The 17,564-nt window shown below is 45.1% G+C and carries 13 protein-coding genes and 1 rRNA gene; 8 read left to right on the top strand and 6 right to left on the bottom strand.

The features are described from left to right. Nucleotides 1-35: 35 nt before the first annotated feature. The gene (locus tag BACPLE_RS05530; RefSeq protein ID WP_040312476.1) at nt 36-1,634 is read left to right on the top strand and encodes an aspartate:alanine exchanger family transporter; all 1,599 of its coding nucleotides are present in this window, start codon (nt 36-38) and stop codon (nt 1,632-1,634) included. A gap of 284 nt (nt 1,635-1,918) precedes the next feature. Here the strand turns inward: BACPLE_RS05530 and BACPLE_RS05525 are convergent, their stop codons facing one another. Next, complete coding sequence (locus BACPLE_RS05525) at nt 1,919-2,287, bottom strand: thioesterase family protein (protein ID WP_007559696.1); 369 nt, start codon at nt 2,285-2,287, stop codon at nt 1,919-1,921. A gap of 6 nt (nt 2,288-2,293) precedes the next feature. Further along, on the bottom strand, nt 2,294-3,508 hold the full coding sequence (locus BACPLE_RS05520) for a mechanosensitive ion channel family protein (RefSeq protein ID WP_007559694.1): 1,215 nt from the start codon (nt 3,506-3,508) through the stop codon (nt 2,294-2,296). Nucleotides 3,509-3,592: 84 nt separating this feature from the next. Between BACPLE_RS05520 and BACPLE_RS05515 the strand changes: the two genes are divergently transcribed. From BACPLE_RS05515 to BACPLE_RS05500, 4 genes are read left to right on the top strand one after another with little or no spacing between them, the layout of a single operon-like run. Then, nucleotides 3,593-4,171 (top strand): TlpA family protein disulfide reductase, encoded by a 579-nt coding sequence (locus tag BACPLE_RS05515; RefSeq protein WP_007559692.1) that lies wholly within the window; start codon nt 3,593-3,595, stop codon nt 4,169-4,171. Nucleotides 4,172-4,190: 19 nt separating this feature from the next. Next, a complete protein-coding gene (locus BACPLE_RS05510; protein WP_007559689.1) occupies nt 4,191-5,078 on the top strand; it encodes an electron transfer flavoprotein subunit beta/FixA family protein in 888 nt (295 codons plus the stop codon). A gap of 5 nt (nt 5,079-5,083) precedes the next feature. Then, nucleotides 5,084-6,103, top strand: coding sequence for an electron transfer flavoprotein subunit alpha/FixB family protein (locus tag BACPLE_RS05505; protein WP_007559687.1), 1,020 nt, complete (start codon nt 5,084-5,086; stop codon nt 6,101-6,103). Continuing rightward, the gene (locus BACPLE_RS05500) at nt 6,103-7,809 is read left to right on the top strand and encodes an acyl-CoA dehydrogenase family protein (protein ID WP_007559685.1); all 1,707 of its coding nucleotides are present in this window, start codon (nt 6,103-6,105) and stop codon (nt 7,807-7,809) included. Before BACPLE_RS05505 ends, BACPLE_RS05500 begins: the two co-directional genes overlap by 1 nt. Before the next feature lie 73 nt (nt 7,810-7,882). Here BACPLE_RS05500 and BACPLE_RS05495 read toward each other — a convergent pair whose 3' ends face one another. Then, nucleotides 7,883-8,242, bottom strand: coding sequence for a hypothetical protein (locus BACPLE_RS05495; protein ID WP_007559683.1), 360 nt, complete (start codon nt 8,240-8,242; stop codon nt 7,883-7,885). Between the two features lie 3 nt (nt 8,243-8,245). Beyond that, a complete protein-coding gene (locus BACPLE_RS05490; protein WP_007559682.1) occupies nt 8,246-8,791 on the bottom strand; it encodes an RNA polymerase sigma factor in 546 nt (181 codons plus the stop codon). Between the two features lie 131 nt (nt 8,792-8,922). Between BACPLE_RS05490 and BACPLE_RS05485 the strand changes: the two genes are divergently transcribed. Together BACPLE_RS05485 and BACPLE_RS05480 are read left to right on the top strand one after the other, a co-directional pair. After that, nucleotides 8,923-9,324 (top strand): DUF6249 domain-containing protein, encoded by a 402-nt coding sequence (locus BACPLE_RS05485; protein ID WP_007559681.1) that lies wholly within the window; start codon nt 8,923-8,925, stop codon nt 9,322-9,324. 190 nt (nt 9,325-9,514) lie between these two features. Continuing rightward, a complete protein-coding gene (locus BACPLE_RS05480; protein ID WP_007559680.1) occupies nt 9,515-9,931 on the top strand; it encodes a hypothetical protein in 417 nt (138 codons plus the stop codon). Between the two features lie 394 nt (nt 9,932-10,325). On the opposite strand, the gene BACPLE_RS05475 is transcribed toward BACPLE_RS05480, so the two are convergent. Beyond that, nucleotides 10,326-12,710, bottom strand: coding sequence for an FtsX-like permease family protein (locus BACPLE_RS05475; RefSeq protein ID WP_007559679.1), 2,385 nt, complete (start codon nt 12,708-12,710; stop codon nt 10,326-10,328). A gap of 33 nt (nt 12,711-12,743) precedes the next feature. Next, entirely contained in the window at nt 12,744-15,092 is a 2,349-nt protein-coding gene (locus BACPLE_RS05470; protein ID WP_007559678.1) for an ABC transporter permease, read from the bottom strand. A 1,348-nt stretch (nt 15,093-16,440) separates the two neighbouring features. Here BACPLE_RS05470 and BACPLE_RS05465 point away from each other — a divergent pair. Then, nucleotides 16,441-17,564: ribosomal RNA gene (locus BACPLE_RS05465) — 16S ribosomal RNA — on the top strand; the annotation flags it as partial.

Raw genomic sequence — 17,564 nt, 5'->3', positions numbered from 1 at the left:
TTTATCCCAGTTTTATTCATTTATCTTTATTAACCATGTTGACAGACTTACTGCAAACTTCGTATTTTGCAATTTTCTTGATTGTAGCCTTGGGCTTTATGCTCGGACGTATCAAAGTGATGGGCCTATCGCTCGATGTGTCTGCCGTAATTTTTATTGCTCTTGCCTTCGGGCATTGGGGGGTGTCCATTCCAAAGGAATTGGGAACCTTCGGGCTGGTGTTGTTTATCTTTACGATTGGCATTCAGGCCGGTCCGGGTTTCTTCCATTCGTTCCGGAGCAAGGGAAAAACCTTGATTCTGATTACACTGCTGATTGTGGCTTCTGCCTGCCTGACAGGGGTTGGAATGAAATATCTTTTTGATATCGATACACCTAGTATCGTGGGACTGATAGCTGGTGCCTTGACCAGTACACCTGGTTTGGCGGTGGCCATTGACAGTACCCAGTCGCCGTTGGCTTCCATTGCCTACGGTATTGCCTATCCGTTTGGGGTGATTGGGGTGATTCTTTTTGTGAAGTTGCTTCCCAAACTGATGGGAGTGGACTTGAATGAAGAAGCACGCAGACTGGAGAAGGAACGGCGCAGCCAGTTCCCTGAATTGAGCACTTGTTTGTTCCGGGTGACGAATCCGGCTGTATTTGGCCGTACGCTAAGTCAGTTGAACATACGTGCCATGACGGGAGCCGTAATTTCACGCTTGAAGCAAGGAGAAGAGATTCTGATTCCTAAAGCTCATACCGTATTGCAGGAAGGTGATTGCATTCAGGCCGTGGGCAGTGAGAATTCCTTGAATAGTTTGGCTCTGATGTTGGGCGAACGTGAAGAAGGTGAACTCCCGTTGAGCCATACACAGACCATTGAATCTTTGTTGCTCACCAAGAAAGATATGATTAATAAACAGTTGGGTGAACTGAACTTGCAGAAGAACTTTGGTTGTACGGTCACTCGTGTACGCCGAAGCGGTATTGACTTGTCTCCCTCACCGGAATTGGCACTGAAGTTTGGTGACAAGCTGATGGTGGTGGGCGAAAAGGAAGGCATTCAGGCAGTAGCCCGTTTGTTGGGAAATGATGTAAAGCGTTTGTCGGATACAGACTTCTTCCCGATTGCTATGGGTATCGTGTTGGGCGTATTATTCGGAAAACTGCACATCTCTTTCGGTGGTGGCATGACTTTCTCTCCGGGACTGACCGGAGGCGTACTGATGATGGCTTTGTTCCTGAGTGCCATTGGCAAGACTGGTCCGATTATGTGGTCCATGTCAGGTCCGGCCAATCAGTTGCTGCGTCAGTTGGGCTTGTTGCTGTTCCTGGCAGAAGTAGGAACTTCAGCCGGAAAGACTTTGGTAGCCACCTTCCAGGAAAGTGGTTTCCTGCTTTTCGGAGTCGGAGCGTTGGTTACATTGGTACCTATGCTGCTGGCTGCCATAGTGGGTCGATGGGTCTTCAAGGTAAGTCTGCTCGACTTATTAGGCACCATTACCGGAGGTATGACCAGTACGCCTGGTCTGGCCGCTGCCGATTCGATGACAGACAGTAACATCCCGGGAGTGGCATACGCTACGGTTTATCCTATCGCTATGGTATTCCTGATTCTGTTTATTCAGCTGATTGCGCTGGTAATTGTATAGTGTAACAAATATGTATATAGAAGAATCCCTGAAGCAAGTGAAATATCCTTGCTTCAGGGATTTCTTTTTTACACTAATTGAAAAAATACGAAGGAGATAAGTGGTATTTCGACTTTTGTTTTTTATGTTTTCCCTTGCGGAACCTTATGTTTCTCATTCTGCATCTCTAGGTTTTCGCACCGGAAAACTTAGGGGTGCAGAATGAAAAACGTAAATGATGTTTTAGGGTTCTACTGTTGATGCAGTAGTCTGTCTATAAATCTATGGTAGACAATTGTGTGCTGTTAAAGTTTGCTCAGGAAACGTTCCCTGTCCACTATGTAGCGGATGTGAATCCCTTCTCCCACCAGTCCTTTGCTGTCGGATGCACTAACTTTGAAGGTAAGTTTCCGTCCTTCTATTTCTGTGAGTTCCGCGGTAGCGGTCACTTCTTCGTTCAGACCGGAGGGTTTGAGATGCGAGGTTTGAATCATGGCACCCACGGTGGTAGAGCCTTCCGGGAGTACGGGTTTTACAGCATTCATGGCAGCGTTTTCCATTAAGGCTACCAATGCGGGGGTAGCAAACACTTCTATATCTCCTGAGCCGAGTGCCAGGGCGGTGTTGGTGGAATTTACCTGTACGGTGCTGCTGTATGTAAGTCCTGTTTCCATTGTTTTTTATTTTGAAGTTAGAAATTCATTTTTCTCATTGGGTTGAAAATCGGTTCCGGCCGGGCGCTGGAAGATATGCAGGCCGAATTCCGGTATCATGGCTATCAGGTGGTCAAAGATTTCGCCTTGCAGGGTTTCGTATGGAATCCAGTCGGGGGTATTCGAGAAACAGTAGATTTCTACGGGGATACCTTCGGTGGTGGGCTGCAACTGGCGGACCATCTGCATCAGGTTGTGATTCACTTCGGGATGGCTGCTGATGTATTTGAGGGCATATTCGCGGAACACGTGTAGGTTGACAGGTGGTTCATTTCCTTCGGTTGGAGCAGTTATCCATCCTTTTTGTACGAATCGGTTCACTTCTTCCGGTGTACAGAAATGTACGGTAGTCATGTCGATAAACAGTGAGCGTTTGATGCGGCGACCTCCACATTCGCGCATGCCCCTCCAGTTTTGGAACGAGTCACTGACCAGTGCATAAGGAGGAATCGTGGTGATGGTTTTGTCGAAGTTCTGTACTTTTACGGTAGTCAGCGACACTTCAATCACGTAACCGTCGGCACCGTATTTGGTCATGGTTATCCAGTCGCCCGGACGGAGCATGTCGTTGGCCGAAAGCTGCACGCCGGCCACTAATCCCAGAATACTGTCTTTGAAAATCAACATCAGAATGGCGGCCGAGGCACCGAGTCCGGTCAGGATAGCGGTGGCGTTCCGGTCAATCAAGACGCTGATGATAAGAATGATACCTATTCCGATGGATACCAGATTTATCATCTGGTAGATACCTTTGAGCGGACGATTCTTTAAGGCTTCATGCTCACTGGATATTTCGTAGAGAGAGTCCAGAAAGCATTTAATCAGCATGAGTGCCGTGATGATGAGATAAATCAGACAGATTTTCAATAGGATTTGAAGTAGGTAGGCCGATTTGTCATCAAAGGCAAAAGGGAGCAGGATGTACCAGGTGATAGGTGGAATCATCCGGCAAGAGGCTTTCATCATCTTGTCATTGAACAGATAGTCGTCCCACGTGGCTTTGGTACGGGCTGTAATTTTTCGTACGGCCGGCATGATAAGATGGCGGAAGATTAGTGTAGTAAGATAAGATACCAGTAAGATGGCTAAGATGAGTACAACTTGTGTAGTCCAGTTTAAATCAGACTTCTCAATTCCGATTTGCTGGAGAAGTTGCGCAGTTTCCTGATTCATTGTATTCATATTTTATAAAGTCTTTTTCAGGAGTCAAAGATAAACAAGTTCTTAGAGTTTGCAAAACTTGTGTATCTTGTTTATCTTTACCGTATGAAGTATTGGTCAAGTATTTTTTTCGTGTTATTGGGGTGCTTGTTGTTTTCCTGCATCCGTGAAGAGGTTTCGGCTGGTGAGAATATAGTGGAGCCGGGCGATGTGTTGCCGGATTTTTCGGTCGTTTTGAATGATGGCTCAGAGCTGAGTACGCAGTCTCTTAAGGGAAAGGTAGCTGTATTGATTTTCTTTCATACGGAATGTCCGGATTGCCAGAAAGAATTACCGGTTATTCAGCGATTATATGAAGAATATGCTGCGAATGAAGAGGTTGCTATCTATGCCATCAGCCGGGAGGAAAGCGAAGAGGAAGTAGCAGATTACTGGGAGAAGAACTCTCTGACCATACCCTATTCGGCACAGGATGACCGGCGGGTGTATGAATTGTTTTCTACGAGCGGAATTCCCCGGGTGTATGTTTGCAGGAGGGATGGAACGGTTGTGTCCATGTATTCCGATAATCCCATTGCCACCTATTCACAGTTGAGTGAAGATGTGGAGAATACACTTAAATTTTCTTCATATCTTTTTGCGGAACAAATGCTTTCATTAAATTTGCCGACAAGAATTTACTAATACCAAAATAAAGAATCTAATGAGTTTGAAAATTGTAGTATTGGCTAAACAGGTTCCCGATACACGCTGTGTGGGAAAAGATGCCATGAATGCTGACGGTACAATTAACCGTGCAGCACTTCCGGCGATTTTTAATCCGGAAGACTTGAATGCCCTGGAACAGGCACTCAGACTGAAAGACACACATCCTGGTTCTACTGTAACTATCCTGACAATGGGTCCGGGTCGTGCCGCTGAAATTATCCGCGAAGGATTATACAGAGGAGCAGACAACGGTTATTTGCTGACAGACCGTGCTTTTGCCGGAGCAGATACGCTGGCTACTTCGTATGCGCTGGCAACAGCTATCCGCAAGATTGGTGAATATGACATCATCGTGGGTGGACGTCAGGCTATCGATGGTGATACCGCACAGGTCGGTCCTCAGGTAGCAGAAAAATTAGGTTTGCCTCAGGTGACTTACGTAGAAGAAATTCAGGAGGTAAAAGACGGACGTATCCGTGTGAAACGCCATATCGACGGAGGTGTGGAAACTGTAGAAGGTCCGCTTCCGATTGTATTGACTGTAAACGGTAGTGCGGCTCCTTGCCGTCCGCGCAATGCGAAACTGGTACAGAAGTACAAACGTGCACTGGGTGGTCAGGAAAAGGCTGCCATTACTAAAGACGGAGCTGAATTGCCTTATGCTTCTTTGTATGAAAGCCGTCCTTATCTGAATATCACAGAATGGAGTGTAGCCGATGTAAACGGTGATACGAAACAATGCGGTCTGTCGGGTTCTCCGACTAAGGTAAAGAAGATTGAGAACATCATCTTCCAGGCAAAGGAAAGCAAGACGCTTACCGGCAGCGATGCAGATGTAGAAAACTTGATTGTTGAACTGTTGGCTAACCATACTATCGGATAAAGACTATGAATAACGTATTTGTATATTGTGAGATGGAAGGCAAGCACGTTGCCGATGTCAGTCTCGAACTTTTAACCAAAGGTCGTAAGTTGGCCACTCAGCTGGGATGTCAGCTGGAAACTATCTGTGCCGGTACAGACCTTGCAGATGTAGAAAAACAAGTTTTGCCATACGGAGTAGACCGTGTACATGTGTTCGATGCTCCGGGCTTGTTCCCTTATACTTCACTTCCTCATACTTCTATTCTTGTCAACTTGTTCAAGGAAGAAAAACCGCAGATTTGTTTGATGGGTGCTACCGTAATTGGTCGTGACCTGGGTCCGCGTGTGTCTTCTGCACTGACAAGTGGTCTGACTGCCGACTGTACGCAGCTGGAAATCGGTAACCATGAAGACAAGAAAAACGGTATCACTTACGAAAACCTGCTGTATCAGATTCGTCCGGCCTTCGGTGGTAACATTGTGGCTACCATTATCAATCCGGAACATCGTCCGCAGATGGCTACCGTACGTGAAGGTGTGATGAAGAAAGAAATCGTAGATGCCAATTATCAGGGTGAAGTGATTCGTCACGACGTAGCGAAATACGTGCCTGAAACTGATTACGTAGTGAAAGTAATCGACCGTCACGTAGAAAAGGCTAAACACAACCTGAAAGGTGCTCCGATTGTAATTGCCGGTGGTTACGGTATGGGTAGCAAGGAAGGTTTCGATATGTTGTTCGAACTGGCTAAGGAACTTCATGCAGAAGTAGGTGCCAGCCGTGCAGCAGTAGATGCCGGTTTCTGCGACCACGACCGTCAGATTGGTCAGACAGGTGTGACCGTACATCCTAAACTGTACATCGCTTGTGGTATCTCCGGACAGATTCAGCACATTGCCGGTATGCAGGATGCAGGTATCATCATTTCTGTGAACAACGATGAAAATGCACCTATCAATGCAATTGCCGATTATGTCATCAACGGCACAGTGGAAGAGGTTATTCCGAAAATGATTAAGTATTATAAAAAGAACAGTAAATAATGGCAAACTTTTATACAGAACATCCGGAACTCAAGTTCCACTTGAACAATCCGATGATGGAGCGTATCTGTCAGTTGAAAGAACGCGATTACAGAGATAAAGACGAGTATGACTACGCACCGCAGGACTATGCGGATGCAGTCGACTCTTACGATAAAGTATTGGAAATTACCGGTGAAATTACAGGTGAAGTAATTGCAGCCAATGCAGAAGGAGTGGACGAAGAAGGTCCACATTGCGCAAACGGTCGCGTGGAATACGCTTCCGGTACAAAGGCCAACCTGGATGCAATGGTGAAAGCTGGTTTGAATGGTATGACTATGCCGCGCCGTTACGGTGGCTTGAACTTCCCGATTACTCCGTACACCATGTGTGCAGAAATCGTGGCTCAGGCTGATGCCGGTTTCGGTAACATCTGGTCACTTCAGGACTGTATCGAAACACTTTATGAATTCGGTAACGAAGATCAGCACAGCCGTTTCATTCCGCGTATCTGTGCCGGTGAAACTATGTCAATGGACTTGACTGAACCGGATGCAGGTTCCGACCTTCAGAGTGTGATGCTGAAAGCTACATACGATGAAGCTAACAATTGCTGGCGCCTGAACGGTGTGAAACGTTTCATTACAAACGGTGATGCAAACCTTCACCTGGTATTGGCTCGTTCGGAAGAAGGTACACACGACGGTCGTGGATTGTCTATGTTCATCTATGACAAGAACGATGGTGGAGTAGACGTACGTCGTATTGAAAACAAGTTGGGTATTCATGGTTCTCCTACTTGTGAATTGGTTTACAAGAATGCAAAGGCCGAACTTTGCGGTGAACGTAAGTTAGGTTTGATTAAGTACGTCATGGCGTTGATGAACGGTGCCCGTCTGGGTATTGCCGCTCAGTCTGTAGGTTTGAGCCAGGCTGCTTACGATGAGGCTTTGGCATACGCAAAAGACCGTAAACAGTTCGGTAAGGCAATTATCGAATTCCCTGCTGTGTATGACATGCTGGCTACTATCAAGGCAAAACTGGATGCAGGTCGTGCGTTGTTGTATCAGACTTCTCGTTACGTGGACATCTACAAAGCGTTGGATGACATTGCCCGTGAACGCAAGCTGACTCCGGAAGAACGTCAGGAACAGAAACGTTATGCAAAACTGGCCGACAGCTTTACTCCGCTGGCAAAAGGTATGAACTCTGAATATGCCAACCAGAATGCATACGACTGTATTCAGGTACACGGCGGTTCAGGTTTCATGATGGAATATGCTTGTCAGCGTATCTATCGTGATGCCCGTATCACCAGCATCTATGAAGGTACTACCCAGTTGCAGACAGTAGCTGCCATCCGTTACGTAACAAACGGTTCGTATGCGGCTACTTTGCATGAATATGAACTGATTCCTTGTGCTCCGGAATTTGAAGGTTATATGAATCGTATCAAGGATATGACTCGTAAGCTGGAAGCATGTACCAATGCAGTGAAGGAAGCACAGAACCAGGAATTGCTGGATCTGGTATCTCGTCGTTTGTATGAGATGGCAGCCGTGTGCGTGATGAGCCATCTGCTCTTGCAGGATGCGACAAAGGCTCCTGACATGTTCGGCAAGTCATTGAACGTGTATGTGAACTACGCTGAATCTGAGGTAGAAAAGCATTTCAACTTCATCCGTAAGTTCCAGGCAGAAGAATTGGAAAGCTATCGGAAATAAGATTTCTGATTGATATAGAAATGGAAAGGGCGAATTTCGAATGAGATTCGCCCTTTTTAGTATGGTACAGTTTTTAAACTGTTTTATGCATTTTCTTTCGTAGCCATCGGTCGAAGAAGTACAGCAGACAGAGGGCACAGAGCGTGGGCAGGTAGAAAAGGAGCGTATGGGAGTCCGGAAGTATTTCCTTGCAGGTGTGCCAATAGCTGATGAAGGCTGCTCCGTATTTCCATATAAAAAATCCGATGCAACTTCCCCCGCTGAGTATGGCGAAGACAAGGAAGAGGATGAACATTCTTTTTTCCTGCCGTTTTTCGCGTAAGATACTTTCCTCTTGTATCTTTTGCATCATGCGGTAGCTGAAATTACTAGGCAGCTTGTAATGGGGCTGCCTTTTTATGGCCTTCTGAAGTCCTTTATCTGTTGTTCTCATGTCTTAAATCTCCTCTTTCATTAAGTTACATAACTTTTTTCGGATGCGGTGCAGTTTTACTTTTACGTTACTTTCTGTCAGATGAAAGATGTAGGCTATTTCTTCTATATTTTTTTCTTCTTCATAGAACAGGGTAACGAGTGCCTGTTCATCGGGCTTGAGCTGGGTGAGTGCCTGCTGTAATTTTTGAATCTGCACTTCGTTTTCGGTATCCAGTTCCTCATCTATTTCTGTATCTGAAAGACTGTTCCACATCCGGTCGTCGAATGAAAGCAGTTCTTTGTCTTTTTTCCGGAGTGCGGAAGTCGCTTCATTGTAGGCAATGCGGTAAATCCAGGTAGAGAAACTGCTGTCTCCATGAAAAGAGGAAAGGTGGGTGAAGGCTTTCATAAAGCAGTCTTGTGTCAGCTCTTCTGCATCTTCCGGTGAGCCAACCATGCGGACTATCAGGTGGAAAACCTGCGGTCCGTAGGTGTCGAGAAAGTAGGCGAACTGTTCGGTTCGTCCACTTAGGATAGATGCAATGATATGTAGTTCCTCGTGATTCATGATGCCTTTTAGACGCAGGGCAAAGTAAAAGGTTACACTGAAATCATAAAAATATTTTTTTCGGTAAAAGTGTAACCTTTCCGCATGGGTTGCGTCTAAAGGGCAAAGTAACAAATTAAAAACCGAATAAAATGGAAGAATTGATGATTGGTGCCAATATGGCAATTGTATTTGGAGTAATTTATAAAGTGTTTGAATTGTTTGTATGCCGCAGAGAACGGATGATGCTGATTGAAAAGATGGGCGACAAACAGGTACCGGAAACCTTTAAGAATGGCATTATGTATCGTCCCAGTTCGTTTTCGTTTAGCGGATTGCGTATAGGATGTTTGCTACTTGGGTTAGGAGCAGGATTGTTGACGGGATATTTTCTGGTGTGTGTTACCCAGCAGTCCTACTTTTCAGGTAAAGAAGGATGGGCTGTAAATGAGGCCGTTTCTATAATTTACGGAGCGTGCGTTCTGTTAGGAGGAGGTTTAGGCCTTGTCATCTCTTATTTGATAGAGAAAGAACAGTGGAAGAAAAATAAGTAAGAATTGCAAATTTCAGCAGAGCGGCCTGGCATGCCATAACGGTGTGTCAGGCCGCGTGCTTTATGGTATGATTTATCCTGAAACTGGCCTTTTATTCTTTATTTGTGAAATAAACCTTTCATTTATGCAAGGCAATTGAATCTTTTTGTAACTTTAGGTGCCATGGGTATAATAAAGGAGGTATTGGGTTATGAAGTATTATAGAGTCATCGGAATCGTATGTGTGTGGATTTTTTTTATCGGACAAATTTTTGCCCAGTCTGTGCCGGATAATGAATGCCTGCAACTGGTAGCGTCTAATGATAGTGATGATGTGCTGAAGGAAATGGTGATTTATCCTCCTGTATTTTGTGCGATGCACGATGGAAAACGTCTGAAAATGAAAATCAGCAATGAAGGAGAAAAGGTGATGCGTAAAACCTATTTTTATTTGTTCTATAAAAAGAAAAGAATATGCCGGATTCATCTTCCTAACATGAAAAAGGGAGAAACGTGTGAGTTTGGTGTGAACATTCGCGACCGTTTTTTTCATAAGGATCGGAGGGAACTTGTGTTCAAACTTAAGAAAGGGAAACGCTTCCGGACTTACAAACTGGCTGACTGCTGACAGGCTGCCAGTTCTGATAGCCTTTTTTTATATTTGAGCTCGATTTTGTTAATGGGTTTTATTGCCCAGAGCTTTGTAGTTAATGTATGTTGTAAAACATTCTTTTTAGACCTTTCATTTTGCTATTCCGAATAAAATAAATACTTTTGTACTGTGTTTTTCATAGTATTAGATTTAAGGTTAACAAAGGTTGGAGTTCAGCGGAACTCCTTTTTTTATGCCTTTTTTTTCAGCCTAAAGAAACGCTTTTTATATTTGCTTTAAAACGCAAGTACATTCAATGTAAAACGTAAGGGCGTTTAAACTGAAATGTACTTGCGTTCCGATAAAAACGTTTTGACGTTTTAGTGCAAACGCCTTTACGTTTTTTGTCGCTCAATTTTTTCATTGGATTTTATTCTGATTTCAGGCTGTTGACAGGGTTGCTACTGGCTGTCCGGTAATTCTGTATGGTAATGGTAATCAGTGTAATCAGACTGATTATGACGCATGTAATCAGAAATACCCATGGAGAAATAGGGATTTTCTCATTGAACTGTTTCAGCCATTCCGATACGGCATACCAGGCGATGGGACTGGCCAGGAGTGAACAGACGATGGAAAGCGTGAGGTAGGAGCGGCCGAACATCCAAAGAATTTGTCCCGTGGAGGCTCCATATACTTTTCGTACCCCGATTTCCTTACGGCGGTGTGCGGCTTCAAAAATAATCAGTCCAAATACTCCTACCAGTGAAATCAGAATGGCAAGCAGACTGAACCAGGTGATTATCTTTTGCTGGTTTGTTTCTTTTTGGTAAAGCTGGCCGTATATCTGGTCGTAAAATTTCACTTCTGTGGGATAGCCCGTAAAACATTCACTCATTGTCTGACGGATATGCTTCAGTGCGCTGTCCATATTACTTCCGGCCTTTACGCGGATGTAGGCAAATGGTAGCACATTGTTGCTGTAGATACCGTTGGGACAGAAAATATAGGGGACGGAGCCAGTTTTGAGTGAAGTAAACTGCACGTTATTCACATATCCTTTGAGGGTGGCGCTCATTCCCCATGGGAAAAAGTCGAGTGTCTCTCCTGCCGGGATACCGCTTTCTTTCTGAAGGTCCTGCGTGGCGATAAAGTTTAACTGGGAGGTGTAGATGGAATCGCTGGGCAGGAAGTCGCTTCCCGACAGAATGTGCATTCCCATGACTCGGCAGAAGTTCGTTGTGACGTCAATATATTGATGTCCGTAGTTGTTTCCTTTGTAGCGGAAGGTATACTGTGTATATCCCTCGGTGGCTCCTAACTCCCATTTGGCGTAGGCGATGTCGTCGATTTCAGCAAAACTTTTCAGCTGAGTGTCGAATTTGCGGTACGGACTGCTGTGATAAGGCATTTGGGGGAGGGAAGCGACCAGTATCTGGTCTTTGTCGATGCCCAGTTCATGGTTTCGCATGAATCGGTTCTGCAGGAAAATAAAAGCTGCGGTCACAATCAGGGCAAACGAAACAATATACTGGAAACCGATGAGTACCGTACGAAGACGTTTCCCTTTTCCGCTCAGGGCATAGTTTCCTTTCAATACAAGGGCAGGAGGGAAAGAGGTCATGTACCATGACGGATACAGTCCGGCTACGATACCGGTAAGCAGGGCTATCACTCCGGTGTAAAGCACATACTTCCAGTAAACGAGCAGGGAAGGGGTAAAGCCCATAAAAGAAAGCACGTTCAGGCGTATCAGGGCTGCGACAATACCCAATGATAATAGCCATCCTATTAATACGATACTCACCGATTCGGCTACCAGGGCACGGCGCAGTTCTCCGTTGGTGCTTCCCAGCACTTTCTGGGTATTGATGCTGCGCATGCGTACCGGAGCCAGTGCCGTGCTGAAATTGATAAGATTGATGCAGGCTATGAGGATAATCAGGAACCCGATACTTACCAGCAGGGTCATGGTGCTGCGGCTACCTGTTTGGAAGTAGTAAGGGGAATGCATGTCATAATATAGTTTCTGTATCGGGAGGACATAGAGTTTCTGGGTACCTTGATCTCCGGTAAACAGTCGTTTGTTGGCTTCTGTAGCTGCAATCTGCTGGTTGACTTCTTCCACGCTGACTCCCGGTTTTAGCAAGAAGAAGGCAAAAAAGTTCTGGCTGCCCCAGTCGTTCTCCTGAAGTTTTCCCATCGGAACAAAGAGGTCATTTTGGAACTGACAGTTTTCTGGCAGGTCTTTAAAAATACCGCATATCCGGAATTTGGTGGCTTCCGGATTTCGCCAGTCTGGAGTATCTGTGTACAGATAGGAACCTAAGGCATCTCCATTCGGGAATAGTTTGCGGGCATAGCTTTCGGACACAATGACACTTTCCGGCTGGTTCATCTCCTGGTCACTGCCTTCCACAAACTTCAGCCCGATGATTTTTCCGAAGTCGGGATATACGGCCCAGGGTTCCTCATAGAAGTATTGCGGATTCTTGGGGTCGGTGTAGAAAGCCTGCTTCTGCCAGGCAGGGGAATAGATGGTGCCATATTCGATGCCCGGTACTTGTTGGATGAGGTAGTCGATAGGACCTCGGGGAAGTGTACTGACATAATTCTCCTCTTGAGGTCGTGCCAGGTTCAGCATGACCAGGCGGTCGGTATAAGGATAGCAGGTATCGAAATCGCGTTCGTAACTCACCTTCATCATAAGCAGGACAAAGGCGGCAAAGGCAGCCGAAAGTCCCATCAGGTTCAGCACAGAGGCGGTCTGGAAGCGTTTCAGTGTGTAGAATAGATTGCGTAGGATGGTTCTCATATTTTCTTTTTTATGTTTCTGATTTGGGTAAGATTATTCTGTTTTCAGGTTCAGTACTGGATTTTCCCGTACGGCTTTTCGGCTGATTAACCAGACGGAGGCCAGTGAGATGAGGGCTACAATCAGGAAAGCGGCAACCGGTACCCACCAGGGGAAACTGCTTTCGTAGGTCACAATCTTGTCTATCTGCTGAATGCCGATACACATCAGCGGGAGGCCGATGAGCAGACTGACCGCTAGTGATGCGGAAGAGAATTTCATTAACCGGAGCATTTCGCTGCGGCTGTCGGAGCCGAATACCTTGCGTACGGCGATGTCTCGTTTGCGTTGTGCGATGAAGTAGATACTCATGGCGGTAAGTCCTAACAGGGAAATAACCAGTGCTGCGCAGGTGAAGATAAGAATCAGGTGATTCATACGGGTAATGTTTTCATATATTTTCTGTACCAGTGTGTCATACCATTCTGAATCAAACGAGTATCCGTCTATTATCTTGGAATAGAGCTGGTCCAGTTGCTTTTTATAAGCCTCAGGTTGATCATCGCGTACTTCTACCAGGATGTTCCATGGGCTGATGCTGTCGGAAGGAGCAATTTGCATACGCAGCGGATGAGGATCTTTCATAAGCAGAGAGCGAATCTGGAAGTCTTTGAACCCACCGGTGATGTTCCAAGAGTAGTTACCGTCGCTACTACTCACATGGTTGGTAAATCCTAGTCGTTTTAATTCTTTCATGGCTGATTGTCCCACCAGATAGTTCTGAGGATCGTATCCTGCATGGCGGTTTTCTGTAATTTGGATATGAAAGATGTCGATGAAGGCAGAGTCCACCACAAAGGTCTGGAAACTTAGGTCCTTGGTACTGTCGGCCGATGTAAAATACATGGTATCATTGTTTCCACCGTCAATGGGAGTACCTTGTGCAAAACTGACGCGTTTTACGAAAGGGAGTTTCTGAGCTTCCTGGCGGAAAAGCTGAAGTTTCTGGTCGCTGGCCATAGGCGGGTAGTGGATGACATGTCCATATTCATACCCTAATGGGGCATGCAGGATGCGGTAAATCTGTACACTCAGGTAAATGGCACATCCTAACATGGCGATGGTGAGTCCGTTTTGCACAATATTTAGCAGGCGAAGGTATAAAGTCTTGGTCTTGCGGCGGAAGGTATCTTTTACGATGTCCAGCGGATTGTATTGTGACAGCAGAGTGGCAGGTACGAATCCGGAGAGTAAGGAAAGTACGGTAATCAGAAGCAAATAGCACAATAGGGTGAGGGGATTTAAGTCACCCACAATGTCAAGCCGTGTATGAAGCAGTTCCATGGCTGTAGGCTCTGCTGCCTTGGCCAGTAGAAAACCAATCACAAAGGCCAGCGTGGTCAGCAGGAACGATTCGGCAATCATGCGCCAGAAGATGCTTTTCTTGGAGGAACCTAACAGACGTCGGGTAGCCATTTCCTTTGCCCGGTAACTGGTCTGGGCAATGCTCATGCTGGTGTAGTTGAAGATGGCCATAAACAGAATCAAGACGCCGATGGTCAGGAAAATAAGTACCACTTTCAGGCTATATTGGTTGAGTATGGCTCCAGCGGCCTGTGTATCGGAGAAGTAAAATTCGTGTATGGGGATGAATAATACCTTTTTAACGGAATCATATTGGTAAATCCAGAAGAATTCTTTGAAGAAGCGGGCAATGTCATCGGCTTTATCGTTGGGATTGACGTTCGGATGGAAACGCAGGAAAAAGATGCAGCTGGCGGCATTGCCTAAGTGGGTATTTTCTTCGCTGGCACTCCAATTAACATATCGCACATTCTTATGAAGGCTGAATGCTTCAATATTGGAAGGAAAGATAGAATTATCAATGTCTTCAATGATTCCACTTACTGTACAGCGCCGGTCACCGAATGCTTGTTCAATAAGTGTTTTTCCTAACGCATGTTCCGTACCAAACAGCTTGATGGCACAGGAACGTGTCAGCACGATGTTGTTTTCATTGGCCAGTAAGGTTTCCGGATTTCCTTCCAGCAGATGAAAGTTGAAGAACCGGAAGAAGTTTTCGCGGACAAACATCATTTGTATATTAACCGGTTGGTCGTTAGTTCTGACAAACTGTTCGTAGTAACCGCTTACGGCGCACCAGTCTTCTATTTCCGGATAACGGCTTTGTAGTTTGTCACCCAGTAAGATGTGACCTCCTGCCCATATCTCGTTAGCCAGTACATAAGTCCGGTCTGCATCTTTCATGTCTTTGTCTACGGTGAGCTGTCGGGTGACCATGTGGGTAATCAGCAGGAGAAACATGAGTGAGATGCTTAATCCGATGACATTGACAAAGGTAAAAAGCTTGTTGCGCTGTAAAAAGGTAAAGTAAGTTTTCATTTTCTGTGTTTGGTTTTGTTTTTACTGCAATATACGATACAATTTTCGTGCCATTGTTTCAAATCGTTGATTTATAACTATATGTGATTTTCCTATTTTTTGTGAGTGTCTAAATTTTTGACAAGGGGTGTATGATTTTTAGACAAAAGTAATCGGGTGTTGGGAGAGGTAATATGATAATGCAGTTTCGTTCTTGATTTTTTTAAGGTTGAGGCTATATTTGTTAAGGGATTTAATCGGTAAATAGGTTTTGGTTAATGTGTGTTGTAAAACATTCTTTTGGAGCCTTTGGTTTTGCTATTTCGAATAAAATAAATACTTTTGTACTGTGTTTTTCATAGTATTAGATTTAAGGTTAACAAAGGTTGGAGTTCAGCGGAACTCCTTTTTTTATGCCCTTACGTGAAGGGCTGTTTTCTAACTGTTCTGTTGTTGGTTTATCTATTGTTGGGAGATGACAATGATGTTTTCAGTAAAAAAATCGTAGATACTTTTGATTTTTCATATTTCTCATTTGGGAGATTTATTCTCTTTCGCGTGACTTGTGCAGTTTCTCTTTGGGAAAATATATGTTTATTTCGTGACGGAAAAGTGGAAAAGTTTCCTGCATGTTGAAAAAATTATGGTTTGGTCTTTGGGATTTTTATGTCGTAGCACATATTCTGTAGGCATTTTTTCTGTATTGATTATTAATTTTCAGTGAGAAATCTTTTTGTCTTCCTTTGCACGCGCACGCATACGCGTACGCACGAATTATATAATGTAGAGTATTTCACATCCGTTTTCGTATAGCAATAAAAAACATGCTTTATAGCATAAAGTAAATCAGCGAGTTAGATAAAACCCTGAAAAAATATTTCAAAAAAGTGTGCCATAAGAGTTGCAGAAATGGAAAAAGTCTGTACCTTTGCAACCGCTTTCGAGAGGGAGAGCCGCTGAAGATGACAGACTGAGTAAAGCTGAGGCTATGGAAGAGAGTGCCGGATGCTGCACCGAGTATCTTACCTTGCGGATGTGCAAGGGAGCGAGAAAGGATAAGCCGCACGCCTTCTGAAAACCTTCTGAAAAATTTTTTCAAAAAAACTTTCGAAAAAATTTGGAGGTTACGAAAAAACGCCTTACCTTTGCAAACGCTTTCCCGCTGAAACGGGAGCTTGAGAAAAGATAGTTCTTTGAAAGACTTTAGATAAACAGACTAGGATGTAGTACAAGAAGTAGTCCTTTATATAATGTATATATGGGATGAACGGAAGACAACCGTCAATAACCCTTGGAAACAAGGAAAATGAAAAAAATCGGTTTCCTGAACAGAGATAAAACATACCCGAAAGGGTAGTAAAAATATTTTACAATGAAGAGTTTGATCCTGGCTCAGGATGAACGCTAGCTACAGGCTTAACACATGCAAGTCGAGGGGCAGCGGGATTGAAGCTTGCTTCAATTGCCGGCGACCGGCGCACGGGTGAGTAACGCGTATCCAACCTTCCGTACACTCAGGGATAGCCTTTCGAAAGAAAGATTAATACCTGATGGTATGATGAGATTGCATGATAGCATCATTAAAGATTTATCGGTGTACGATGGGGATGCGTTCCATTAGGTAGTAGGCGGGGTAACGGCCCACCTAGCCTACGATGGATAGGGGTTCTGAGAGGAAGGTCCCCCACATTGGAACTGAGACACGGTCCAAACTCCTACGGGAGGCAGCAGTGAGGAATATTGGTCAATGGACGAGAGTCTGAACCAGCCAAGTAGCGTGAAGGATGAAGGTCCTACGGATTGTAAACTTCTTTTATAAGGGAATAAAACCTCCCACGTGTGGGAGCTTGTATGTACCTTATGAATAAGCATCGGCTAACTCCGTGCCAGCAGCCGCGGTAATACGGAGGATGCGAGCGTTATCCGGATTTATTGGGTTTAAAGGGAGCGCAGACGGGTCGTTAAGTCAGCTGTGAAAGTTTGGGGCTCAACCTTAAAATTGCAGTTGATACTGGCGTCCTTGAGTGCGGTTGAGGTGTGCGGAATTCGTGGTGTAGCGGTGAAATGCTTAGATATCACGAAGAACTCCGATTGCGAAGGCAGCACACTAAGCCGTAACTGACGTTCATGCTCGAAAGTGTGGGTATCAAACAGGATTAGATACCCTGGTAGTCCACACGGTAAACGATGGATACTCGCTGTTGGCGATATACAGTCAGCGGCTTAGCGAAAGCGTTAAGTATCCCACCTGGGGAGTACGCCGGCAACGGTGAAACTCAAAGGAATTGACGGGGGCCCGCACAAGCGGAGGAACATGTGGTTTATTCGATGATACGCGAGGAACCTTACCCGGGCTTAATTGCAAAGGAATGATCTGAAACAGTCAGTCTTCGGACTTTGTGAGGTGCTGCATGTGTCGTCAGCTCGTGCCGTGAGTGTCGCTTAAGTGCAATAACGAGCGCATCCCTCCGCCGCCAGTTACCTAACAGGTAA

The organism is Phocaeicola plebeius DSM 17135 (genome assembly GCF_000187895.1).
GTDB lineage: Bacteria > Bacteroidota > Bacteroidia > Bacteroidales > Bacteroidaceae > Phocaeicola > Phocaeicola plebeius.
This window is presented reverse-complemented; position numbering and strand designations above follow the sequence as displayed.